Source organism: Halomonas cerina, from assembly GCF_014192215.1.
GTDB classification, from domain to species: Bacteria; Pseudomonadota; Gammaproteobacteria; order Pseudomonadales; family Halomonadaceae; genus Halomonas; species Halomonas cerina.
The window spans coordinates 63237-86432 of record NZ_JACHXP010000018.1; the positions used below are offsets into that span (position 1 = coordinate 63237).

The following is a 23196-nucleotide window of genomic DNA, read 5'->3' on the forward strand; positions in this document are numbered from 1 at the left end:
TATAACCTGACGTCATCTTCCGGAGGCATCGGCGGCCAGGGCCGCCCGAGGATCCCGGGGATAGAAGCGCTCGGGCTGTCGCGCCACATGGGGGAAGAATCGGGTGTCCTTGTAGGGCATCTTCATGAAACCCGAGACGCCGAGACCCTCGATCAGCCCGACCGCCCCCAGGATATCATCCAGACGCCGCTGGAACTCGTCCTCCCGGGACGGATCCAGCAGCCGGTAGTGGCTGTGGATCTTGAGGTGCTGGGGCAAGGCCTCGAAGATGATCATGCCCGTATGGTGGATGTCGTTGAGGGCCTCCAGCGAGGTGATAATCGCCTCGGGCAACACCAGGAACTCCTCGGGATCCGGCCCGTCCTCGAAATAGCTGTGCAGGCGGGTGCGATCCTCCAGTTCCGGCACGGCGCTGACCTCGTAGCGCAGCCGCATGCCGGGCAGGGGCTCGAAGGGACGCTCCGGCGCCTCCCGGTCCAGGTGCAGGGTGTCGCGGGCATTGAACAGGCAGCTCTTGAAGATCCCGCGCCGATGGATCGCCCGGGCCAGGGTCACCATGTTATTGACGGCGGCGGTGAAGGCCGGCTTGAGCGCCGGGTCGTGGAGGTTCAGCGAGGTGTCGATGTAGACCCCCTCGGCCTCCCAGCGCACCGCCAGCCCGCCCACCACCGGATACTTGCCCAGGCGGCTCACGGCGGCCAGGAAGGCCTTCTCGGTCTCCCCCATGTTCTGCATGAAGTTCCGGTAGTAGCGATCAAGCTGGACGTCGTTGACGTCGTTGAGGGTCTCGCGGCCGCCCTCCTCGCGCAGGAAGGCCTTGCGCGAGCTGTAGACCACCGTATCGATCTCGCGATCGAGGGGGCGGCTCCAGACCGGCACTAACGGCGACTCCGCCGGCTCGGGCAGGTCCAGCATGACCAGCCGGGCGAGCCTTGGCATCTCACGGATGAAGTGGTCGCCGGCCTTCAGGCGGGTGGCCGGGTCCGGGTCGAGCATGCCGTCGAGCATGCGCGCGAACTCCCGGGGCAGGCCCAGGGAAGTGGCCGGGATGGCCCGATGGCCGAACCGGCAGGACTGGGCCGACGCCAGCGCATAGAGGGTACCGGCCGCCCCCTGCTCGTCGAAGCGGGGCGAGGAGAGGGCCCCCTCGAGCTGCTCCTCGCCGATGAAGTACACATCGCCCAGGCGCGCATTGGTCTGCTGCAGGTTATCCGACATCAGCTCCATGACGTTGGCGGTCACGAACTGCAGGTTGGCATCGAGCTGGGCGAACACCGACGAGCCCCAGTCGATCAGCGCGATCGCCTCCTCGCGTGCATCGAAGACCAGGTTGGAGGGCTTGATGTCACCATGCACCACGGAGCGGCCAGCGGGGCCTGCCTCCCGGCGCAGGGTGCGCAGGATGTCCGCAAGCTGGTCGGCAATGCGCATGACCAGCCGGGGCGAAAGCCGCCCCTCGCGCAGCGAGACCTCCTCCAGGTTGATCCCCGGTGCACGCTGCATCACCAGGATCGCCTGGTTGCGGACCCGCTGGAAGACGATGAGCCGGGGCACCCGAGGATGAGCGACCTGCTCCAGCATGAAGGCCTCCTCCTCCAGGCGGTCCTGGAGGTGCTGGGGCAGGTTCACCCGGGTGAACTTGAAGACGTACTCCTCACCGGTGGCGGTGATCCCGGCGAAGACGAAACCGTAGGCCCCCTTACCGATCAGTTCGATGTTCCGGTAGCCCAGCTGTTCCAGCTGGACCTGACACAACGCCACCCACTCCTTGAGCTTGCGAGCGTCGTCATGGCTGAGCAGATAGACCGACTGCTCCTCCGGAATATAGAACTGCTGCAGGGGGGCCTGGGTCATCGCATTACCCTAGATGCAGCAACATCGTCTCGGGCGTCTCCAGATAGCCCTTCCAGGCATTGCAGAAGCGCGCGATGGTGCCGCCATCGATCAGCCGATGGTCACCGGCCCAGGTCACGGTCATGATCGCCCGCCGGGTCACCTCGCCGGCCTCGTCGAAGCGGGGCAGCCACTGGCTCTTGCCGATGGCGACGATGGCCACCTCCGGGGCATTGATGATGGGCGCGGCATAGGTTCCGCCCAGGGCCCCGATATTGGAGATGCTGATGGTGCCGCCCTTGAGATCGGCCTGAGCGACCCGGCCCTCCCGGGCCTCGGCCGTCAGTCGCTGGATCTCCGCGGCGATCTCGAGCAGGGTCAGATGCTCGACGCCCTTGACGTTGGGCACCATCAACCCGGCCTTGCCATCCACCGCCATGCCGATGTTGCAGGACGGCAGGTAATGGATCTCGTCCCCGGCGTCGTTGAGACGGCTGTTGAGGATCGGGAAGTCACGGATCGCCAGCGCCATCGCCTTCATGAAGAAGGGCATTAACGTGACTCTCGTACCTTGCGCCTCTGCCTCGGGCTTGAGCCGCTCGCGCAGCGTCAGCAGGTCGGTGACGTCGATCTCCTCGCCGTACTGGAAGTGCGGGATGGTCGACGCAGAGGCCACCATCTGCCGGGCCATGGCCGCCCGGATGCCGCGCATGGGCTCGACCCGGACCTCGCCCGGCTCGGCCCGGGCCGGCCGGGGTGTCGGGGCGGTCTCGGTCGGCTCGGCTCGCCGCGGCTGGCCGCCTTCGAGGAACGCCAGTACGTCCTCCTTGAGCACCCTGCCGTCCTTGCCGGACCCTGGAATATCCGCGAGGCGCAGGTCATGCTCGCGCACCAGCCGGCGCACCGCCGGACTGGCCGGGATCCGTCCGTACGGCCCCTGGCCACCGGAAGGCGCGGCACGCTCTTCCCGGGAGGGAGGGGGCGTTGCGGAGGCCGCCCGGGGCGCCGTTGCCGAAGCAGCCGGCGCCGTCTCGTGCGCCTCCTCCATTGCCCCCGCCCCCTCCGGACGATACGCGAAGAGCGGGGCATGCACCTTGGCGATCTCTCCCTTGGCCACGTACAGCCGGGTCACCGTCCCGGCTTCCGGGGCGGTGATCTCGACCAGTGCCTTGTCGGTCATCACGTCCACCACCGGCTGATCCTCGGCGATCGCCTCACCCTCGGCGATGCGCCACTCGACCACCTCGCACTCGACGATGCCCTCGCCGATATCCGGCAGGATGAAATCCTTGGTCTTGCCCCCCGGCGCGGCGGGCGGGGTCACCTCACCGGATGTTGCCTCCTGGGGACCGGCCGTGGCCGCCTCGCTGCCGGTGGATGACGACGCGACCTCATCGGCAGCCTGCCCCTCGGGCTCGTAGGCAAACAGCGGCGCATGCACCTTGGCGATCTCGCCCTTGGGCACATGCAGCTTGGTCACGCGCCCCGTTTCCGGCGCGGTGATCTCGACCAGCGCCTTGTCGGTCATCACCTCGACCACCGGCTGGTCCTCCTGGATGACGTCCCCTTCCTGGATGCGCCATTCCACTACCTCGCACTCCACGATACCTTCGCCGATATCGGGCAGCTTGAACTCTGTCATCTCGTCTCTCCTGTCCTGATACCGGTCGTCAATAGTTCACGCTGGCGCGGATGGCCTCGTGGATCTTCAGGTGATCCGGCATGTACTCCTTCTCCAGCGTCAGCGGGAAGGGGGTGTCCAGACCGGTCACCCGCATGATCGGCGATTCCAGGTACAGGAAGCAGCGCTCCTGGATGGCCGCGGCGACCTCGCCGGCGAAGCCTCCGGTCTGCGGCGCCTCGTGGGTCACCACCAGCCGGCCGGTCTTGAGCACCGACTCGGCCACGGTGTCCTCGTCCCAAGGCAACAGGGTACGAAGGTCGATCACCTCGCAGGAGATGCCGTCCTTCTCGGCCAGCTCCACGGCCTTGTCGATGACCTCCATCTGGGCACCCCAGCCCAACAGGGTGACATCGGTGCCCTCCCGGGTGATCTCCGCCTCGCCGATGGGCAGCTGGTAATCCTCCTCCGGTACCTCACCGGTGGAGGCCCGGTAGAGGCGCTTAGGCTCGAAGAAGATCACCGGGTCCGGGTCACGGATCGAGGCCAGCAAGAGCCCCTTGGCCTCGTAGGGATTGCGTGGAATGACGACCTTCAGGCCCGGCGTATGCGCAAAATAGGCCTCCGGTGACTGTGAATGGTAGAGCCCGCCGGAGATACCGCCGCCGTAGGGGGCGCGGATGGTCAACCCGCCCACGTTGAACAGATCGCCGGAACGGTAGCGAAACTTGGCGGTCTCGTTGACGATCTGGTCGAAGGCCGGAAAGATATAGTCGGCGAACTGAATCTCCGCCACCGGTACCGAGCCCTGGGCGGCCAGGCCGTTGGCGAAGCCGATGATGCCCTGCTCCACCAACGGGGTGTTGAAGCAACGCGCCTTGCCGTAACGCTCCTGGAGATGGCTGGTGGCGCGGAAAACACCGCCGAAGCCACCCACGTCCTCGCCGAAGCACAGTACCTTCTCGTCCTCGGCCATGGCGATATCCAGGGCCTGGTTGATGGCCTGCAGCATGTTCAGGGTCGGCATCTCAGGACTCTCCCTTGTCGGCATTATCGTCGCGGCGGGTCACATCCGGGTCCAGCGACCGGGCCCCCTTGGGGTAAGCCTCGGGATACTGGCGGATATGCGACTTGAGCGCATCGAGCTGGCGCTGCAGTGCCGGGGTCACGTCGGCATAGACGTCGGTGATCATGCTGTCCAGCGGCGGTGGCGGGCGCTTCTCGGCACGCTTCATGGTCTCCAGCACTTCCCGGCGCAGTGACTCCTGAAGCGCCTTCTCCTCGTCATCGCTCCACCAGTCGCGGGCGATCAGCCAGCGCTGCAGGCGCAGGATGGGGTCCTTCTCGCGCCAGGCTTCCTCTTCCTTCTTCGAGCGGTAGCCCGAGGGGTCGTCGGAGGACGAGTGGGCCGCCAGACGATAGGTCATGGCCTCGATCAATACCGGCTGGTTCTGCTCAACGGCGAGTCGACGGGCCTGCTGAGTGGCCTGATAGACCGCCAGGACATCGTTGCCGTCGACCCGGATCACGTGCATGCGATAGCCGAAGGCCCGGGGCGCAACGCCGTCGGCGGCGAACTGCTCGATGGAGGGCGTGGAGATCGCATAGCCATTATTGCGGCAGAAGAAGATCACCGGCACCTTGTGCACGGCCGCCATGTTCAGCGCGGCGTGGAAATCGCCCTCGGAGGCCGCCCCTTCGCCGAAGAACACCGTGGTGCACAGGCCGTCTCCGGCCAGCTTCTGGCCATAGGCATAGCCCGTGGCTTGGGGAATCTGGGTACCCAAGGGCGACGAGATGGTCATGTAATGCAGCTTGCGCGAGCCGTAGTGGATCGGCATCTGTCGGCCCTTGCCGTAATCAAGCTCGTTGCCGAACAGCTGGTTCATGAACTCGTCGAAGGTGAAGCCGCGGTAGACCAGAGCGCCCTGCTCGCGGTACTGGGCCATGATCATGTCGGCATCATCCAGCGCCGCGGTGGCCCCGACCACGGCAGCCTCTTCGCCGGTGCACTGCATGTAGAAGGAGAGTCGCCCCTGGCGCTGGGCGGCCATCATCCGCTCGTCAAGTACCCGCGTCGCCACCATGGCATGGTAGATATGGCGTGCCTTGTCGCGATCGAGTTCCGGTGCCTCGGCACCTTCGTGAAGGGTCCCATCCTGCGTTAGCAGGCGGAAGGTGGGAATGCTGAACTCGTCCCCGGCCATGAACTTCGGCTCGTGGATATCCGCTGTTGTTGTCATCGACGTCATCCTCTTGCCCCTTGTGAGGGCAGTGTTGTCGCTATTTTCCTCGCTCGCCAGGGGTTGGCCCCGGCGGCGATCAACGCATCATGATTGACGTTAACGTAAACGGCAGGACTTGGGTACCCCTGCGTTGGATGAATCGGGATCATCGCCGAGGGCGCCTGCCGATGCTTCACCCCCGAGTGGGCATCAGCTTGGCGAACAGGCTGTCGACGGTCAGGGCCAGCAGCCCGATCAGTACCGCCCCCTGCACCACATAGGCTGTGTTGCCGTTGACGATGCCCGAGATGATGGGATCGCCGAGGTTACTGGCCCCTACCGTGGCCCCGATGGCGGCGGTGGCGATGTTGATGGTCACCGAAGTCCGGATACCGGCCAGGATCACCGGCGCCGCCAGGGGCAACTCGACCTGGCGCAGGATCTGGCCACCGGTCATGCCCATGCCACGTGCGGCCTCGCGCACCCCGGCATCGATGCCCTCGATCCCGACCAGGGTATTGCGCACGATGGGCAGCAGACCATAGAGCAGCAGCGCCACGATCACCGGCACGGTACCAAAGCCCAGCACCGGCACCGCCAGAGCGAGCACGGCCACCGGCGGAAAGGTCTGCCCCATGGAGGCCAGCTGGCTGACCAACGGCAGGAAGTCCCGCCCACCCGGGCGGGTGACGGCGATAGCCGCCCCCACGCCGAGCCCGATGGCGAGTATCCCCGCCGTGCCGACCATCAGCAGGTGCCGCCCCAGCAGGACCAGAAAATCGGCTCGGGTATAGATGATCTCGCGGCTGTCAGGTTCGAGCAGGCGGAAGCCTCCCTCCAGCGCTTCCATGCCCAGCGTCAGCGCCAGCAGCAGGACGAGCCAGGCGAATGGCGTCGCCCAGTGGCACAGGGCACGCTGCCTCCCCCAGGACCTTGCCTCACTCATCGTCCCGAGCTCTCACCAGGCGCCGCAGGGAGAGCTCACCGACGGGCCGATCATCCTCATCGATCACGATAAGACGCTCGGCATGGCGCCACAGCATGACCGACAGCGCCTCGCGCAGGCTAGCGTGCTGCGCGATCCGCTCCTGGGCATGTCCCTGGGACGCCCTCAGAGGCCGCATCCGCTCGCTCACCGGCAGCAGCGCGGCCTCTTTGAGACCACGATCCTCGCCACCCAGCAGCGACTCCACGAAGGCATCGGCCGGGGCACGCAGCAGGTCGATGGGCCGGCCCTGCTGCACGATCCGGCCTTGGTGCATCACCACCAGCCGGTCTGCCAGGCGCAGCGCCTCGTCCATGTCGTGGGTGACGAAGACGATGGTCTTGTGGAGCCTCGCCTGCAAGGCCCTTAGCTCTTCCTGCAGGGTCTCCCGGGTGATCGGGTCCAGGGCACCGAAAGGCTCGTCCATCAGCAGGATCTCGGGATCGGCGGCCAGGGCCCGGGCCACGCCGACGCGCTGGGCCTGGCCGCCGGAGAGCTGGCTGGGGTACTTGTCGGCGAACTCCTCCTGCGGCAGCCCGAGCAGGTTCATCAGCTCCTCGACCCGCGCCTGGATGCGTGTCACCGGCCACTCGAGCAGCCGCGGGACCAGGCCGATGTTGCGTGCCACCGTCCAGTGGGGAAAGAGCCCTGTGCTCTGGATGGCATAGCCGATCCGGCGCCGCAGCGTCTCCTCGCGGAAGGTCCGCACCGGCTGGCCGTCGAGGTGGATCTCCCCGTCGCTATGCTCGATCAGCCGATTGATCATGCGCAGGGTCGTCGACTTGCCGCAGCCGGATGTCCCCACCAGCACACATAGTTCCCCCTTCTCGACGCGAAGCGAGATGTCATCCACCGCCGTCTCGGCGCCGAACCGCTTGGATACCCGGATGAGTTCGATCATGGGGTACCTCCCGGGCGCAGACGTTCGCCGAGGGCACCGAGCACGGCATCCACCCCCAGGGCCATGAACAAGATCGGCAAGGCACCGAGCAGCACCAGGTCCATGGCGGCCTGCCCCAGCCCCTGGAAGATGAAGGTGCCAAGCCCTCCAGCCCCGATCAGCGCCGCCACCGCGGTCAGCCCGATGGCCTGCACGGTGGTGATCCGGATCCCCTCCAGGATCACCGGCAGCGCCAGGGGGAGGCGGACCTGCCGAAACACCTGGCCATGGCTCATGCCCATGCCCCGGGCGGCATCGATCACCGTCGGATCGACGCCCTCCAGGGCGACGTAGGTATTGCGCACCATGGGCAGCAGGCTATAGCCGACCAGGGCCAGCAGGGCCGGCGCCCAGCCGATACCGCTGACCCCCAGAGCCGCCAACCACGCCACCTCGCTTGACAGCCAGGCCAGTGGCGCCAGCAGCAGGCCGAACAGGGCGATGCTGGGAATGGTCTGGAGGAAATTGAGCACACCGAAGCCGGCCCGCTGGGCCGCGGGCCAGCGGCGCATGGCCAGCGCCACGAGCACGCCGATCACCAGGCTCACGCCCACGGCCACCCCCACCAGCAGCAAGTGCTCGCCGAGGGCCGACTCGAAGGCCTCGCGGCGCCCCTGATACTCCTGCCACAGCGCCAAGGGCGACAGCCAGCGCATCAGGCACACGCCCAGACTCCCCAGGGGCACCGCGAGCAGCCCCCAACCCAGGCGTCGCGACAGGCCCAGCCGCGTGCGCAGCTCGATCAAGGCCAGCAGCAGCACGAACAGCAGCACCCAGGGCCCTGGGCCGATCCCCATGCGCGCCCCCGGCGAGGTCGGATCGATGAGTCGCAGCGCCGCCAGCGACAGCCATAGCGGCAAGGCCGTGAGCATCAGTACCACCAGGGCCAGGGCCATCGCCAGACGGGTCCGGGACGGACGCCAGGCCAGCCCCATGACGGCCACCATGGGCAGGCAGGCCAGCGCGGCGAGCCCGACGCCGGCCACCTCAGGGGCCAGGTAGGCGGAGCCCGACACGATGCGGTTGGGGGCCACACTGACCGAGGGGAGCCCCCACCAGGCCAGCAGGGCCGCCAGCATCAGGCTCAGCAGCACAATGTTGGGACGCCCGGTCACTCGTGCCACCCGGACCTCACTCGTTCAGGGTGTCGAGGAAGTCGGCCGCCACCTCGGCCGGTGCGCGACCGTTGACCGCCACCTCACCGTTCAGGCGCTGCAGGGTTTCCTTGTCCAGCGCCTGAAAGACCGGCGCGAGCAGGGTCTCGATCTCGGGATGCGCCTCGAGCACCGCCTGGCGCACCACCGGTGCAGGCTGGTAGACCGGCTGCACGCCGAGGGTATCGTCCATGACCACCAGATCCAGCGCCTGCAGGCCGCCGTCGGTGCCGTAGGTCATGGCGGCATTGACCCCGCTGGTCTGCTGGGCGGCCGCCCGCATGGTGGCGGCCGTGTTGCCCCCGGACAGCACCAGCAGCTGATCCTCGGAGAGCTCGAAGCCGTAGGCCTCCTGGAAGGCAGGCAGGGCCTGGGGGGATTCCACGAACTCGGCACTGGCGGCGAGCTTGAAGGTGCCCCCCGTTTCCAGATAGTCGGCCAGGTCCGCCAGACTCTCCAGATCGTGCTCACGGGCCAGCTCGCCTCGCACGCTGATCGCCCAGGTATTGTTGGCCTCTGCCGGCGTCAGCCAGACCAGGTCGTTCTGCGCGAGGTCCTTCTCCTTAACGGTCTCATAGGCCTCGTCGGCCTCCTTCCACACCGGGCTGTCGGCCATGTCGAAGAAGAAGGCGCCGTTGCCGGTGTACTCGGGGTAGAGGTCGATCTCGCCGGCCAGCAGCGCCCCCCGCACGATGCTGGTGCCGCCCAGTTGCAGCCGGTTCTCCACCTCGAGGCCGCCGGCCTCTAGGCGCTGCAGGATCAGCTGGCCGAGCACCGAGCCCTCGGTATCGATCTTGGAGGCGACGACCACGGGCTCCTGGGCCTGGGCCGACGAGACGCAGAGCAGGCCGGCCATCAGCAGCGCCGCGCCGCGCGAGAAGGATAGTGACATGGGATTCCCCTGTTACCTGAAAAATGTATGCTGAGTATAGGGAAAAGTTGATATGCCGTCAGATCCGGTCCCGCCAGCGCAAGGAAATCCCATGCCGCCCTCGGGCGTTCGCCTCCTCGACCTCTGCCGCCACCCCCTGGTCCGTGACCTGGCCTGGCTGATCCTGGTGCCGGACCTGATCACGATGCCCTGCCCGGGCCGTCCCTCTCGCGAGACGCTGGGCCTGGCGGATGACGACCGCCTGGCGGGCTGGCTGTCCGCCCTGGAGACCCGTCCCGGCGCCCTCGAGGCCCACCTGGCCGGGACACTGCGCGGCCGCATGGGCCTCTATCACGAGCGGCTCTGGCAGTTCCTGCTGGACGAGGCGCCGGCCACGCGGCTGATCGCCCACAACCTGCGCATCCACCAGGGCAAGCGCACCCTGGGCGAGCTGGACCTGCTCTACTGCCGGCTGGACGACCCGCGACCCATCCATCTGGAGGTGGCCATCAAGTACTACCTGGGACTGCCCGAGGGCCCCGGCGCGGATGGCGATCAGGCCCGCTGGATCGGCCCGGGCGGCGCCGACAGCCTGGCCAGCAAGCGCGAGCACTTGTACCGCCATCAGCTGCGGCTGGGGGATGCCCCGGAGGCCCGCGCGGTCCTGGCTCGCCTGATGGCCGAGGCCTGGCCGGTCGGTCTGTCCAACGGCGGCCTCCCGCTCCGGTGTCGCCTGGCGATACCCGGCGTGCTCTTCTATCCCTGGCATGCCACGCTGCCCGCCCCCCGTGACGCCACCGCGGATCACCTGCGCGGCCACTGGCTCTACCGGCGCGACTGGCACGCCCTGCTGGATCGGCGTCCGCTTACCGTACGAGGCGCCTGGCTGCACAAGCCCCACTGGCTCGCCCTGCCCCGCCCCGAGGCGTTCGTGCCCCTGTGGGAGCTCTCGGCGGGGCTCGACCGGCATTTCGCCCAGACCGAGGCCCCCGTGCAGATCGCCCTGCAGGGGCCCGGTAGCAACGTGTCACGATTCTTCGTGGTACCCGACGACTGGCCGCGGCAGATTCCCCTGCCGCCGATGCCTGCCTGCAGCGATTCCTGAGCCTCAGGGTCGATCGCGACACAGGTCATCCAGCAGGGTGTCGATTAGCTGCTCTTCGTGCAGGGCGGTACCGCGACGCTCCAGCACGGCGCGCAGCCCGGGATCCCAGCAGGCATCCACGGGCCGCCCCTCCAGCGGCCTGCCCTCGAGGTGGGCGCAAGCCTCCAGATCCGCCGCCCCCATCCGCCAAGGGCGCATGGTGAAGCGCCTTAGCAGGGCATTGGCGATGCCGATCCCCGGCCAGTCGAAGTCGCCGTGGTAGTGCAGCACGGCGCCGGCGGTCTCCAACTGCTCCAGCAAGGTGAGCACGGCGGCACCGGGCCGCCCCCAGGTCGCAATCAGCGGCGCACACTCGGCCCCCAGGCGCTCGGCGGCCTCGGCCAGCACGGCAGGGTTCTCGCAGACGAAGACGTCACGCTCCGCGCAGGCCCACTGGGGGGGATAGCGCAGCAACTGACGCAGGGTCAGCCAGGTGGGCTCCGCCCGGTGATGGTAAGCGGCCAGGGCCTGATCCAGCGACAGACGGTCGCGGGTCGGCAGCCGATAGGTCAGCACCGCACTGGTGATATCCCCGCCCAGCAGCACGCCGGCATGGGCCCAGATGGTACGCTCATCGGGGTCGTCAAGGGCCACCCCGCCTCGCCAGTGGCGGGCCAGGGCACGCCGCACCAGGGCGGCCACCGGCCGACCGGCATCCAGGCCGTGGGCATCGCCCAGGCACTCGGCCGCCAGGGCACTCAGGGTCATGCCCGGGACGGGCAGTCTTTCCAGCACCCACAGTGCCTGCTCGAGCAGCGACGTGCCGCGCCGTTCACATCGCCCCGCCAGGCGCTTAAGCAGGCCGCTGGCCTGCAGGGCGTCCAGCCAGTCGCCGAGGCCCAGGCGCTCGGCCTGCGGCCGGTAGCCGGCGAGCAGGTCGGCCCAGCGGCGACGCTCAGCCTCCCGCTCGGCACGGGCATCGACCAGGGGCCCGTCCAGGGCTTCCAGGGCATCGCGGAGGTGGGGGGCCACCCCGGCCCGGGCCAAGGCCTGGGATAGGGCCCGGATATCGACGGACAGCGACTTGCCCTGACGGGGCGGCCGCCCTAGCAGGCGCTCCACGGCGATCCGCTCGGCCTCGCTGACCCGACTGAGGGAGAGCCGCCCCCCGCCCTCGCGCAGCAGCTTGTTCGCCAGGCGCCGGCGCAGCCGCGCAAGCTCGGATCCTCCCAGTAGGCGCTGCAGGCGTTCAGGATCCATCAGAAGAGGCTGTCCATGCCGCCACCTGCTACCTCATCCGCCGCCAGGGGAGCGGACTCGCGAACCTGGCTGACGGGTGTCTCGTCGCGCCGTCGGTGGCGCCCGTCCCACTGCCAGCGGGTCACGTGCACGGCATCGATGCCTTCGCGGCGCACCAGCTGGGCGATGGCGAGCCCCGGCACGTCCGGGTAGCAGCCCCACTCCCGCTCCGAGGTCATGATGGCATCCAGGTCGAACTGGGCCAGCAGCCCCATGCTCTTGGCCCGGGCATCGTCATCGATGCCGGCGAAGACCTCATCGAGCATCACCAAGCGCGGGGCCTGGGGATGGGCGCTGCTGTAGTGGCTCGCCGCCGCGGCGAACAACGGCAAGGTGATCACCAGCGCCCGTTCGCCGCCGGACGCCGGCCCATAGGCCGGGCGCCACTGGCCATTCTGATGGCGTTCGACCACGAAGCGGTGCCAGAAGCGGTAATCCAGGGCCCGTTCGAGGATCTCCTGCAGGGCGCCGCCCTCGTCACTGGCCCGTGCCTCCTCGATACGCTGGCGCAGGAAGTCGCCCACCACCTCGCGATCCTCCGGCGACCAGGCGTCCAGCGCCTGGCGTCGCAGCCGCTGGCAGACATCGGCCAGCCCCGTCGGGGCCGTGAGGCCACCGGCGCTCTGCCCTTCGGTCAGGGGCTGCCAGCGGATGCGCAATCGCATGCCGGTGCTGGTGGGCCGGCTCTCCAACTCGCGGTTCATGGTCGTCACGTCGCGCTCGGTGGCGGTGATGCGCTCCTGGATATGGCTGGCCACCTCGTCGATCAGGTAGTTCTCCAGCAGCTCGCGCTCGCGGGCGTTGAGCAGCGCCTGGCGCTGGGCGATCTCGTCGCTCAATTGGCGACCCAGCGCATCGGGGTCCTGGCGCCGACCCTGGAAGACGATGCGCACCAGCAGCAGGTCGTCGCGGGCCTCGGCCAGGCAGTCGTGGCCGCCCCGGGAGAGCACATCGGTCAACAGCTTGATGTGCTCGTGAAGGCGCCCCTGGTGGACGTGCCAGCTGTCATCGTCGGCGCTCAGGCGGGACGTGGCCTGGGCGGCGGCACGGGCTAGGCGCACGGCGGGGTCCGGCGCCCAGGAGGCGGGCGGCTCGTGCTCGGCGAAGGCGTCGGGGGCGGCGACCCGCAGCAATCCCTCTTCCACCAGGGCACGGAAGGCGACGATGGCCTCGCCGCGACGTGCATCCAGCTCGGTCAGGCGCCGCTCGCCGTTGCCCACCTTTTCCTCGAAGCGCGCCACCTTGCCCAGCCGTTCGCTATGGCGCTGCTCGAGTTCACGCTGCTCGCGACCCAGCGCTTCGCGCTCCAGGCGAATCGTTTCCAGCTGACGCTCGAGAGCCTGCACCTCGGCCCCCATGGTCTCGCGCAGGGTATCCCGACGCACCTCGGCTTCCCGGGCCTGCTCGGCGGCCTCGGCGTGGTCGAGCTCGGCCTGCTGAAGCGCCTCCCGGGCGGAATCGGCTTCCTCGCACTGTTCGGTGTGACGGCGCTGCGCCGCCTGCCTGGCCCTGACCGCCTGGATCAGCTCGCCGATGGCCAGCCGGTAGTCGCCCAGGGCAGACTCGACACGCGAGAGTGCCTCGCGCTCGGCGGGCAGGCGCAGGTCTTCAGCAGCCTGGAAGAGCTCACCGCGAAGCGCCTGGAGCGCCTCGCGGGCGGCCTCCAGGGCCTCCCGGGCTCGCTCCAGGCGCTCGGCCTGAAGATCCCGGGCGCGGCGCGCCGCTGCCTCGGCGGCATGGGCATCGCGCAGCGCCTGGGCCGTCGGCCGCTGCTGCCATTCCTGCTCGGCCGCTTCCAGACGCCTCGCCAGCCCCCCGAGCGCGGCGTCGATTTCGGCCCGCTGGCGGGCCAGGTCGGACAGCTCGTCCTCGATGGCCGTCAGGCGGCACTGTCGGGCCGCCTCCCGTGCCGCATGGCCGATATGCACCGCCGCCGGCTTGCCCCATTGACCACGCAGCGGCCCCAGCCGCCAGCGGCCATCATCGCTGACCCAGGCGAAGGCCTCGGACGCCCCGCTCCCGATGCTCGCCAGCACACGCTCGACCACCTGGCGGGCGACCGGCGGCTCACCGTGAAGGTCCGGGCAGAGCACGCCCGCCAGCGTGGCCTCAGCCGGCGAAGACGGCGCCTCGGCGTCGGGCGCCAGCAGGGTATCCCAGGTGCCGGGGGCCAGCAGGTCACCGTCGGGCATCAGCCAGGCATCCAGTAGCCCGGCGGCCTCCAGGGCCGCTTCCAGGCCGGCGCGCTGCGCCTCGGAAAGCTCTCCCTTGAAGTCTACCAGCTGCCAGAGCGGCGCCCCCGGCCGGCCCTGGCGCGCCTGCTCCCCGCGGGTGTGGGGCGTCGGCGGGGCGGTCTCGCCGCCGGCCGCCAGTCGGGCACGCTCTTCCTCGAGTTCATTGCAGGCCACCTCGATCTCGTCACCTGACTGTTGACGCATGAGGCGCTGCTGGCCCAGGCATTCGCGCAACGCATCCCGCGCCTTGGAGAGTCCCGCCTCGGCGGGATCCTCGCCCCCCAGGTGAGCGCACCAGCCCTCGAGCTCGGCCAGCAGTGCCTCGGGATCGTTCGGTGCCAGCTCGCACAGCCGGTCCAGATGACGGCGCCACGCCGATTGTAGCGTTTCGGCCGCCCCGGCTCGGGCCTCAAAGGCCTCCTGCAGGTCATCCTCGCGGCTGCCCAGGGTCTCTTCCTCGCGGCGCGCCTCGTGCTCGGCCTGATGGAAACGCCGCTCGGCCTGCTCCACCTCCCCAAGACGTCCCTGCAGGTGCACAACGCCCTCCAGGCGGCGGCGATGCTCCCCCTGCAGCGCCTGCTGTAGCGCCTCGATCTCGGCCGGCGCCGGCGCTTTCGTCTCCAGCCCGTCGATGTGCCGATGATGGTCGTGGGCAAGCCCGGCGGCCTCGGCCGCGCTGGCACTCGCCTCCCGCCGCTGGCGCAGGCTCTCGCCGCTGATGCCGAGCGCCTGCTCGGCCTCCCGCAGACGCGTCCCGGCCCGCTCGCTGTCGCGCTGCGCTCTTTCCCGCAGCGCCGCCTGCCTCTGGGCATGCTGGGCGCGCTGACGGGCCTGCTCATCGGCGTTGTGCAGCGCTTCGGCGGAACGCATGACCTCGCTGGCCTCCAGAGTACGCTGCCGTGCGGTCAGGTCCAGCAGCTTGCCCTCCCGGGCCTGGCGTACCTTTGCCAGGGTATCGCGTTCGCCCGCGGCTGCTTCCAGCTCCTGGCGATCCCGGCCCAGCTGCAGACGATGGCGCTCATACTCGGCGTGGGCGCCGGTGAGTCCCTCGGCACGACGACGCACCGCGATACCGGCGTACTGGCGATAGTGGCCCAGGAAGGCCTCCACGGCGTGGGCGGTTTCCTCCAGCCCCTGAATCTCCCCACGATAGGCGTCCAGGCTGCGATAGGCCTCGGCTACCTCGCCGATCAGGCCACGGCCCAGCGGCGGCAGGGCGTCGCTGAGCGCCTGGGAAAGGCGGTTGGGGTCGGGCTTCTTGGCCAGCTGCGGCTGGCGCAGCTGCAGCAGCAGATCGAGTAACGCCCCATAGCGCTGCTCGCCCAGGTGGAACAGCGCCTCGTCGATGGTGCGCCGATAGTCCGCCGCACGATCGTAAAGCCGCCCCTCGCTCCCCAAGGCCTGAATCAGTCGGTCGCGGCTGAGACTGCGGCCATTCTCGACCAGGAACAGGTCGTGCCCCACGCGCTGCGGTGTGGTGAAGAACCAGGAGCGCACCGGACGCCCCGCCACCGCCTTGAGGCCGCAACCCAGGGTGAAGGTCTCGGGCCCCGACGCTCCCTGGCGGCCGAACTCCAGCCAGGTGTAGCCCAGGCGTTCCGGGTACTCGCCCACCAGCAGGTTCCACTCCATGCGTTTGCCGCCATCGCCATCGGGCTCAACGCGGGAGGGGATCAACTGACCATCCAGCAAGAATGGCAGCGTCATGGCCATCACCTTGGACTTGCCCGTGCCGTTGTTGCCGCGCAACAGCAAGCGGCCATCATGGAAGTGGAAGGTTTCCTCGTCGTAGTAGAAGATCTCCACCAGGCCACAGCGCAGGGGCTGCCAGCGCTGGCGACGCGGTTGGGGCAGTTCACTCATCGGCTAAAGGGTCCACCAGGTCGGGTTGTCGGGCAGGTTGCCCGGAAGAAAAAGGGGGACCGTCATCGGGTGTGGCCGCCGGCTGAACGCGGAAACGGCCCAGGGCCGGCAGGGGCATGACGCGCTCGCCGCGGCGTGCCACCAGGCGCAGCGCCGCCAGACGCGCCAGGGTCTGGCGGCAGAGACCGTGAGCGGCGCCCGGCTCACAGGCCGCCTTGCGCCAGTAACGGCGATAGTCGCTCTGCCAGCCCTGGATCCAGGCCTCCGCCTCATCCAGGCCGACGCCTTCGGGGCCCGCCTCGGCCAGCCGCTCGGCCATCAGCAGCGCCAGATGCCCCTCCGTGCCTTCGGCGGGGACTTTCTCGTCGGTCAATTCACCCTCCGGATCGACCAGCGCCAGCCCCTCGGCGCGCACCTCGGGGACCAGGCCGGTGGCCTGCTGGAGGCGCCGCACCATGGCCCCGCGCTGATTGGTCAGGTAGGCGGTCTCGTCCTCGTCGAGATCCGCCCAGTAGACCACGGGGTCATCGAGCAGGCGGCGCGCCAGGCGATGGCGCAACTCGCGATTGCGCCCTTCCGGGGTGTCGGGCACGAAGGTCTCAGTCAATGCTCGCAGTCGCTCCTCCAGATCGAGCGATGCATCGGCACCATTCAGCGCCACCAGCGAAGGCCCCCGCGCGCTGACCAGTAGTGCCGATAGTACCCGACGGTCCACGTCATAGAGCACGTCGCCCTCCAGGCCACGGCGCAGGAACTGCTCTTCCTCCCCGGCCACCCGGACCAGCACGCCCAGCGCCAACAGCAGCCGCACCACCACGACCAGATCACGGCGTGCCTCCTGATGATCCAGGGTGAACACCAGGCCACGCTCCGACAGGGCGGGGTCGGCGACGGCTCGGCCCAGGCCTTCGCCCAGTCGTCCCAGGGTGATCTGGGCATCGCCACGCTCGAGGTCGGTCAGCAGCAGGCAGAACAGCACGTAGCGGCGGCGGTTGAAGGTCTTGCGCTGGGTACCGCGGCCGACGTGCGCCGGGCGTGTCGCATCCCGGTTGTCGGCGGGGCGCTTGTGCAGGCGCACGAAGTCGCGCTCGCTCTGCAGGTGCCAGCCGGTCTCGCGCGCCAGCCAGTCGCGCAGGACCGCGGCATGGCGGCGCACCAGGGGGAAGACCATCTCGTCGGCCCGAATCAGTGGCCTGGCCAGCAGGGCGCGCAGGGCACGGCGCTGTTCCTCCTGGCGCTGACGGCTCAGGGCATCGCTCAGTTCGTCCAAGCCACCTCCTCCAGGTCGTGGATCACGAGGCGATAGTCGCGGCCGGTCAGGGCGCCGGCGGCGGTGCGGATGGTGGCGGAGGTTTCCGGCCCCAGCGGGGTGAGGGTGATGCGCAGGCTGCCATCCGCCGTCGTGGTGGTGACGGGTTCGTCATCGCCTTGGCGCGCCCCCAGGGCATCCCCCAGCAGGTTGAGCAGCAGGCGAAAGGCGCCACCGTCAAGTTCCCCCAGCTCGGAGAGCCGCTCGGCACGTCGCTCCACCAGCTGTCGACGCGCAGCCCGGGCGGCACTGGCTTCCTCGGCCAGCTGACGGGCCAGCAGTTCACGTTCGCGCGCCCGGCGGCGCAGCTTCGGCGGCGCGCCGGCCTTCTGATAGCGGCCGGTGGCCCTGAGCCGGGCTTGCACCTGCAGGCCCGGCGCCTCGGCCCAGGGCGTGCTGGCCGGTACTGGCGCCGCCTGCCAGCGTTCGCTGGTCTCGGCATCGATGACCAGGTGGCGCGCCGGCGCCAGGCCGAAGGCGGTCCGCCACAGCCGATGGGCCTGGCCATCGTCCTCGCACTCCAAGAACCAGCGTGCCAGGGTGCGGAAGTCTGCCGAGCGGTCGCTGCGCGCCATGCGCCGCTCGTTGAGGTGGCTGACCATCTCCAGCAGCTGGGTCACCGCGCGCCGCGCACTGCTGCGCAACAGCCGGGCCTGGGCCTGACGCCCCGGCCGGTCGAGGAACCAGGCCCGCAGACCGTCCCAATGGCCGTGCCAGCGCCGCCAGGCCGCGTCGAAGGCGCGGGCGCGCGCTTCGTCGTCATCCGGCGACTCGCCGGGCGCCAGATCGGCCAGTTCGCGCTCGGCGGCCTGGCGCAGCAGCCGCGCCACCGGCGCCTCGGCGCCGGAGCCATCATCGTCCAGGACACGGATCAGCTCGGCGATCTCGCCCGATGCCGTGGTCAGGTCACCGAGAAAGCGCTCGATATAGCCGATCACTCGCTCCTTGTAGAGCAGAAAGGCGTCGGCATCGCTGCCCTGATGCTCCAGGGTACGGTTCAGCCCGGTCATGAAGGCGCGGGCGTTCTCCGCCAGGTCGGAGAAGACACTGGCCAGATCGCGCAGCAGCAGCTGGCTCTCCGTGGCGGTCGGGGCATCGCTCTGCGCCAGCTGCCATAGGGCGCGCAGGCGGGTGCGAATGTCCTCCAGTGCCACGCTCTGCAGGGCGCCGCGCCGGCCCAGCTCCTGATCGAAGGTGGCCAGGGCCGCCTCCACCGCCTCGCCCTGACGGGTGATCTGGTAGACATAGAGGGCGCGGTAGTAGTCCTCGACGCTCGTCACCCGGGCATTGTCGCGCTCGGCAGCCAGATTGCCCCAGTTGACCAGTTGGGTGAGTGCCGCCTGCACCGTCGCCGGCTCCGACTCGCCGACCTGCTGCTGGACATCCTCCGGGCGCAGGTGCACCAGGAAATGCGACTTGGCCTCGACGAAGGCGCGCATCACCTCGCGATAGAGGCCGGCCTTCTCGGCGGTGACATAGCTGAAGGGGGTGTAATCCAAGGTCGCTCCGGTTCCCACTGTTAGCGAAACGCCCGACACACCTGCATGGCGGGCCGGGCGTCTTCCCGCTTCAAGCCTATGGCTTACAGCTCACGCTCGGGCTTCTCAAGCACCCAGCTCGTGCCCTCGCGGGAATCCTTGAGCACGATGCCGAGTGCCGCGAGTTCGTCACGGATGGCATCGGCGCGAGCGAAGTCCTTGGCCCGCTTGGCCTCGGCGCGCTCACTGATCCGGGCCTCGATCTCGGCCTCGGGCAGCGGCAACGCCCCGGCACGCCCCTGAAGGAAGGCCGCGGGATCCTGCCCGAGCAGCCCCAGCACGCTCCCCAGGCGCTTAAGCTCATGGGCCAGGGCCGGCGCCTTCTCGGGGGTCTCCTGCTTCGTGCGATTAAGCTCGCGGGCCAGGTCGAAGAGCACCGAGAGTGCCTCGGGAGTATTGAAATCGTCGTCCATAGCAGCCGTGAAGCGCGCATCGAAGCTGGAATCCAGCCCCGTGACGGGGGTGTCGACCGCCTCGTCGAGCACCAGTCCTTCCAGCGCCGTGTAGAAGCGTTCCAGGGACTTGCGCGCCTCGGCCAGGGATTCCGGGGCGTAATTAATGGGACTGCGATAGTGGCTGGCGACCAATAGGTAGCGCACCACCTCCGGGTCGTGGTGCTCGAGCACCTCGCGGATGGTGAAGAAGTTGCCCAGTGACTTGGACATCTTCTCCTGGCTCACTCGCACCGCCCCGGCATGCATCCAGGTATTAACGTAGGGCTGGCCGGTGGCCGCCTCGCTCTGGGCGATCTCGTTCTCGTGGTGGGGGAACATCAGGTCCGGTCCACCGCCATGGATGTCGAAGGTCTCGCCCAGGCAGCAGGTCGACATGGCCGAGCACTCGATGTGCCAGCCCGGGCGCCCCTCGCCCCAGGGCGAGGGCCAGCTGGCCTCGCCGGGCTTGGCCGCCTTCCACAGCACGAAGTCCAGCGGGTCCTCCTTGTGCTCGTCCACCTCGACGCGCGCGCCGGCCCGCATCTCGTCGGGGTCGCGGTTGCTCAGCCGGCCGTAGTGTTCGAAGCGACGGACCCGATAGTAGACATCGCCATTGTCGGCGGCGTAGGCATAGCCCTTGGCGATCAGGGTCTCGATCATCGCAACGATATCGTCGATATGGCCGGTGGCCCGCGGCTCCACGTCCGGCACCAGCACACCGAGGCGCGCCTCGTCCTCGTGCATGGCTGCGATCATGCGCTCGGTGAGCGAGGCGATGGACTCGCCATTCTCGTCGGCGCGCTTGAGGATCTTGTCGTCGATGTCGGTGACGTTGCGCACATAGATGACCTCATAGCCCCGGGCCCGCAGGTAGCGGGTGATGACGTCGAAGGCCACCATCACCCGAGCGTGGCCCAGGTGACAGTAGTCGTAGACCGTCATGCCACAGACGTACATGCGGACCTTGCCCGGCTCGAGGGGCGTGAAGGGCTCCTTGCGACGGGTCAGCGTGTTGTAGATCTGCATGTCAGTCCTTCTGCTTGTCTTGTGCTTTCTTCTGCATTCGGGCCCAGCTGTCCTTGAGCCCCACGGTGCGGTTGAACACCAGCCGGCCGGCCCGGCTGGCGTGGCGGTCGGCACAGAAGTAGCCCACCCGTTCGAACTGGAAGCGGCTCTCGGCCTCGGCCTCGGCCAGGCTCGGCTCGCCGATGGCCTCGACGGTCACCAGTGACTCGGGATTGAGGTGCTCGAGGAAGTCGGTGTCCTTGTCCCGGTCGGGTTGCTCGACCTGGAAGAGGTTGTCGTAGAGGCGCACCTCCATGGGCACGCCGTGCGCGGCGCTGACCCAGTGGATCACGCCCTTCACCTTGCGCCCCTCCGGATTCATGCCCAGGGTAGCGAAGTCCACGGAGCAGCGCAGCTCACTGACCTCGCCGGCGCCATCCTTCACGACCTCGTCGCAGCGAATCACGTAGGAGTTGCGCAGCCGCACCTCCTTGCCCGGTGCCAGGCGGAAGAACTTCTTGGGCGGCTCCTCCATGAAGTCGTCGGCGTCAATGTAGATCTCCCGAGTGAAGGGAATCTGGCGTACCGCCATGTCCTCCCGGGCCGGATGGCCGGCCACCGCGTAGACCTCCTCGAAGTCCTCCGGCACATTGGTCAGCACCACCTTCAGCGGCTTGAGCACGGCCATGGCCCGGGGCGCGTGGTCCTCGAGATCCGAGCGGATCGCGTGATACAGCATGGCGATATCCACCAGACCGCTATCGGCGCGGGTCACGCCGATCATCTCGCAGAACTTGCGGATCGAGGCCGGCGTATAGCCACGACGCCGCATCCCGGAGAGGGTGGGCAGGCGCGGGTCGTCCCAGCCGTCGACGATGCCCTCGTCCACCAGCAGCTTGAGCTTGCGCTTGGAGGTCAGGGTGTAGTTGAGGTTGAGCCGGGCGAACTCGATCTGGCGCGGGGTGCAGGGCACCGGCAGGTTAGCCAGGAACCACTCGTAGAGCGGGCGATGATCCTCGAACTCCAGGGTACAGATCGAGTGGGTCACCCCCTCGAGGGCATCCGACTGGCCATGGGTGAAGTCATAGGAGGGGTAGATCTTCCACTTGTCGCCGGTCTGGTGATGACGGGCATGGCGGATACGGTAGAGGATTGGGTCGCGCAGGTTGATGTTGGGCGAGGCCATGTCGATCCTGGCTCGCAGCACCTTCTCGCCTTCGGCAAACTCGCCCACCCGCATGCGCTCGAGCAGGTCGAGGTTCTCGTCGACGCCACGCTCGCGATAGGGGCTCGGCCTGCCGGCCTCGGTCAAGGTGCCGCGATACTCGCGAATCTCGTCCGGCGAGAGGTCATCCACATAGGCCTTGCCCTCGCGCACCAGATGCTGGGCCCAGGCGTAGAGCTGATCGAAGTAGTCCGAGGCGAAGCGCACCGGGCCGGCCCACTGGAAGCCCAGCCAACTGACATCCTCCTTGATGGCATCGATATAGGCCTGCTCCTCCTTCGCCGGGTTGGTGTCGTCGAAGCGCAGATGACAGTCGCCACCGAACTGCTCGGCCAGCCCGAAATTCAGACAGATCGACTTGGCGTGGCCGATGTGCAGGAAGCCGTTGGGCTCCGGCGGGAAGCGGGTAACGATCTTGTCGGCCTTGCCCGCCTCGATCTCCTCGCGGATCTGGTTGCGGATGAAGTTCGGCGCGCTGGTGGTGTCGGTGGACATGTTGGGAAAATCGACCTCTGGTTGAAGGAGTGCGAACCTGACGACATGAGCGCAGTCCCCGGGTGAGTCTCGAAGCGAGGGGCGCCGGGGGCAGGCCGAAGAGGAGGTCCTATGCCAGGGATGGCATCGGTAGCGCCCAGGGAAGGGTTCACAGCGCCTCCTCGCAGGCCTGCCGACGGAACAGCCCCGAGCGGGCCAAGGGTACCGCCATCTCCGTGCGCTTCGCGCATGAAAGCAAAACCGGTATTATAGCGCTACAGCCGTGGGCAACGCCAAGGCAACGCCCCTTTACCGCACAGGAACTTATCGATGATCGTTCTGCAGACCAACTACGGTGACATCACCATCGCCCTGAACCACGACAAGGCCCCCAAGACCGCTGCCAACTTCGAGCAGTACGTGCGCGATGGCTTCTACGACGGCACCCTCTTCCATCGCGTGATTCCGGGCTTCATGGTGCAGGGCGGCGGCTTCGATACCGATTTCAACCAGAAGCCGACCCGCGAGCCCATCGAAAACGAGGCCGACAACGGCCTGAAGAACACCACCGGCACCCTGGCCATGGCGCGCACCCAAGACCCGCATTCGGCCACGGCCCAGTTCTTCATCAACGTCGCCGACAACGACTTCCTCAATCACAGCGGCAAGACCATCCAGGGCTGGGGCTACTGCGTGTTCGGCGAGGTCGTCGAGGGCATGGACGTGGTCGAGAAGATCAAGGCGGTCCCCACCACCCGACGCGGGATGCATGCCGACGTGCCCGTCGAGGACGTCGTGATCCACAAGGCCTACGTGAAGGACGAGGCAGAGGCCTGATCCTCATCACCCCGCCTTACCGCACGCCCGCTCCTCGCGGGCGTGCTGCTTTCACCTTGCCACGTTCGTCAGGACCCCGCCCGTCAACTCCCTCTCCCTGAAGGGAGAGGCTTGTAAACGCAAGCCAGGTTGACCAGGGAAAGCGGTAAACAACCCGCTACGTTGGCAATAGGTCGCCAAGACCCACCCCACCGTGCTTCCTCAGCGGTGGGCTCTGGAAGGTCAGAGTCATGCTGGTGAAAGGTAAAGCGCCGAAGGTTCTGAT

The 23196-nt window shown here is 68.3% G+C and carries 16 protein-coding genes; 2 read left to right on the forward strand and 14 right to left on the reverse strand.

What is annotated here, in order from left to right; genetic code table 11:
* Positions 1-12 precede the first annotated feature (12 nt).
* From FHR94_RS15660 to osmF, 8 genes are all read right to left on the reverse strand, one after another.
* Entirely contained in the window at positions 13-1854 is a 1842-nt protein-coding gene (locus FHR94_RS15660; protein ID WP_183326977.1) for a protein kinase domain-containing protein, read from the reverse strand.
* A 4-nt stretch (positions 1855-1858) separates the two neighbouring features.
* Complete coding sequence (locus FHR94_RS15665) at positions 1859-3475, reverse strand: dihydrolipoyllysine-residue acetyltransferase (protein ID WP_183326979.1); 1617 nt, start codon at positions 3473-3475, stop codon at positions 1859-1861.
* A 28-nt stretch (positions 3476-3503) separates the two neighbouring features.
* Positions 3504-4481: an alpha-ketoacid dehydrogenase subunit beta gene (locus FHR94_RS15670; RefSeq protein WP_183326981.1), complete on the reverse strand. Its 978-nt coding sequence runs from the start codon at positions 4479-4481 to the stop codon at positions 3504-3506.
* A 1-nt stretch (position 4482) separates the two neighbouring features.
* A complete protein-coding gene (locus FHR94_RS15675; RefSeq protein WP_183326983.1) occupies positions 4483-5697 on the reverse strand; it encodes a thiamine pyrophosphate-dependent dehydrogenase E1 component subunit alpha in 1215 nt (404 codons plus the stop codon).
* A gap of 175 nt (positions 5698-5872) precedes the next feature.
* On the reverse strand, positions 5873-6625 hold the full coding sequence (locus tag FHR94_RS15680) for an ABC transporter permease (RefSeq protein ID WP_246389994.1): 753 nt from the start codon (positions 6623-6625) through the stop codon (positions 5873-5875).
* The gene (locus FHR94_RS15685) at positions 6618-7565 is read right to left on the reverse strand and encodes an ABC transporter ATP-binding protein (protein WP_183326984.1); all 948 of its coding nucleotides are present in this window, start codon (positions 7563-7565) and stop codon (positions 6618-6620) included. Before FHR94_RS15685 ends, FHR94_RS15680 begins: the two co-directional genes overlap by 8 nt.
* Positions 7562-8728, reverse strand: a complete 1167-nt coding sequence (locus tag FHR94_RS15690) for an ABC transporter permease (RefSeq protein WP_425485390.1) — start codon at positions 8726-8728, stop codon at positions 7562-7564. The genes FHR94_RS15685 and FHR94_RS15690 overlap by 4 nt, the downstream gene beginning before the upstream one ends.
* 7 nt (positions 8729-8735) lie before the next feature.
* A complete protein-coding gene (osmF, locus tag FHR94_RS15695) occupies positions 8736-9650 on the reverse strand; it encodes a glycine betaine ABC transporter substrate-binding protein OsmF (protein ID WP_183326986.1) in 915 nt (304 codons plus the stop codon).
* 91 nt (positions 9651-9741) lie between these two features.
* On the opposite strand from osmF, the gene FHR94_RS15700 reads away from it, so the two are divergent.
* Positions 9742-10734, forward strand: a complete 993-nt coding sequence (locus FHR94_RS15700; RefSeq protein ID WP_183326988.1) for a DUF1853 family protein — start codon at positions 9742-9744, stop codon at positions 10732-10734.
* Between the two features lie 3 nt (positions 10735-10737).
* Here the strand turns inward: FHR94_RS15700 and FHR94_RS15705 are convergent, their stop codons facing one another.
* From FHR94_RS15705 to FHR94_RS15730, 6 genes are all read right to left on the reverse strand, one after another.
* A complete protein-coding gene (locus FHR94_RS15705; RefSeq protein ID WP_183326990.1) occupies positions 10738-11973 on the reverse strand; it encodes a TIGR02679 family protein in 1236 nt (411 codons plus the stop codon).
* Positions 11973-16109 (reverse strand): TIGR02680 family protein, encoded by a 4137-nt coding sequence (locus tag FHR94_RS15710; RefSeq protein ID WP_183326992.1) that lies wholly within the window; start codon positions 16107-16109, stop codon positions 11973-11975. The genes FHR94_RS15705 and FHR94_RS15710 overlap by 1 nt, the downstream gene beginning before the upstream one ends.
* The gene (locus FHR94_RS15715; RefSeq protein ID WP_183326994.1) at positions 16102-17379 is read right to left on the reverse strand and encodes a TIGR02678 family protein; all 1278 of its coding nucleotides are present in this window, start codon (positions 17377-17379) and stop codon (positions 16102-16104) included. Before FHR94_RS15715 ends, FHR94_RS15710 begins: the two co-directional genes overlap by 8 nt.
* Positions 17367-18917, reverse strand: a complete 1551-nt coding sequence (locus FHR94_RS15720) for a TIGR02677 family protein (protein WP_183326996.1) — start codon at positions 18915-18917, stop codon at positions 17367-17369. The genes FHR94_RS15715 and FHR94_RS15720 overlap by 13 nt, the downstream gene beginning before the upstream one ends.
* 83 nt (positions 18918-19000) lie before the next feature.
* Positions 19001-20416 (reverse strand): cysteine--tRNA ligase, encoded by a 1416-nt coding sequence (cysS, locus tag FHR94_RS15725; protein WP_183326998.1) that lies wholly within the window; start codon positions 20414-20416, stop codon positions 19001-19003.
* 1 nt (position 20417) lies between these two features.
* Positions 20418-22115 (reverse strand): glutamine--tRNA ligase/YqeY domain fusion protein, encoded by a 1698-nt coding sequence (locus FHR94_RS15730; protein WP_183327000.1) that lies wholly within the window; start codon positions 22113-22115, stop codon positions 20418-20420.
* Positions 22116-22424: 309 nt separating this feature from the next.
* Between FHR94_RS15730 and FHR94_RS15735 the strand changes: the two genes are divergently transcribed.
* Entirely contained in the window at positions 22425-22931 is a 507-nt protein-coding gene (locus tag FHR94_RS15735) for a peptidylprolyl isomerase (RefSeq protein ID WP_183327002.1), read from the forward strand.
* Positions 22932-23196: the final 265 nt, after the last annotated feature.

Coding starts and splice junctions, on each gene's coding strand:
- FHR94_RS15670 (WP_183326981.1), bottom strand. CDS start 4,481: ATGCCGACCCTGAACATGCTGCAGGCCATCAACCAGGCCCTGGATATC.
- FHR94_RS15705 (WP_183326990.1), bottom strand. CDS start 11,973: ATGGATCCTGAACGCCTGCAGCGCCTACTGGGAGGATCCGAGCTTGCG.
- osmF (WP_183326986.1), bottom strand. CDS start 9,650: ATGTCACTATCCTTCTCGCGCGGCGCGGCGCTGCTGATGGCCGGCCTG.
- FHR94_RS15700 (WP_183326988.1), top strand. CDS start 9,742: ATGCCGCCCTCGGGCGTTCGCCTCCTCGACCTCTGCCGCCACCCCCTG.
- FHR94_RS15685 (WP_183326984.1), bottom strand. CDS start 7,565: ATGATCGAACTCATCCGGGTATCCAAGCGGTTCGGCGCCGAGACGGCG.
- FHR94_RS15660 (WP_183326977.1), bottom strand. CDS start 1,854: ATGACCCAGGCCCCCCTGCAGCAGTTCTATATTCCGGAGGAGCAGTCG.
- FHR94_RS15710 (WP_183326992.1), bottom strand. CDS start 16,109: ATGAGTGAACTGCCCCAACCGCGTCGCCAGCGCTGGCAGCCCCTGCGC.
- cysS (WP_183326998.1), bottom strand. CDS start 20,416: ATGCAGATCTACAACACGCTGACCCGTCGCAAGGAGCCCTTCACGCCC.
- FHR94_RS15680 (WP_246389994.1), bottom strand. CDS start 6,625: ATGAGTGAGGCAAGGTCCTGGGGGAGGCAGCGTGCCCTGTGCCACTGG.
- FHR94_RS15735 (WP_183327002.1), top strand. CDS start 22,425: ATGATCGTTCTGCAGACCAACTACGGTGACATCACCATCGCCCTGAAC.
- FHR94_RS15665 (WP_183326979.1), bottom strand. CDS start 3,475: ATGACAGAGTTCAAGCTGCCCGATATCGGCGAAGGTATCGTGGAGTGC.
- FHR94_RS15730 (WP_183327000.1), bottom strand. CDS start 22,115: ATGTCCACCGACACCACCAGCGCGCCGAACTTCATCCGCAACCAGATC.
- FHR94_RS15675 (WP_183326983.1), bottom strand. CDS start 5,697: ATGACAACAACAGCGGATATCCACGAGCCGAAGTTCATGGCCGGGGAC.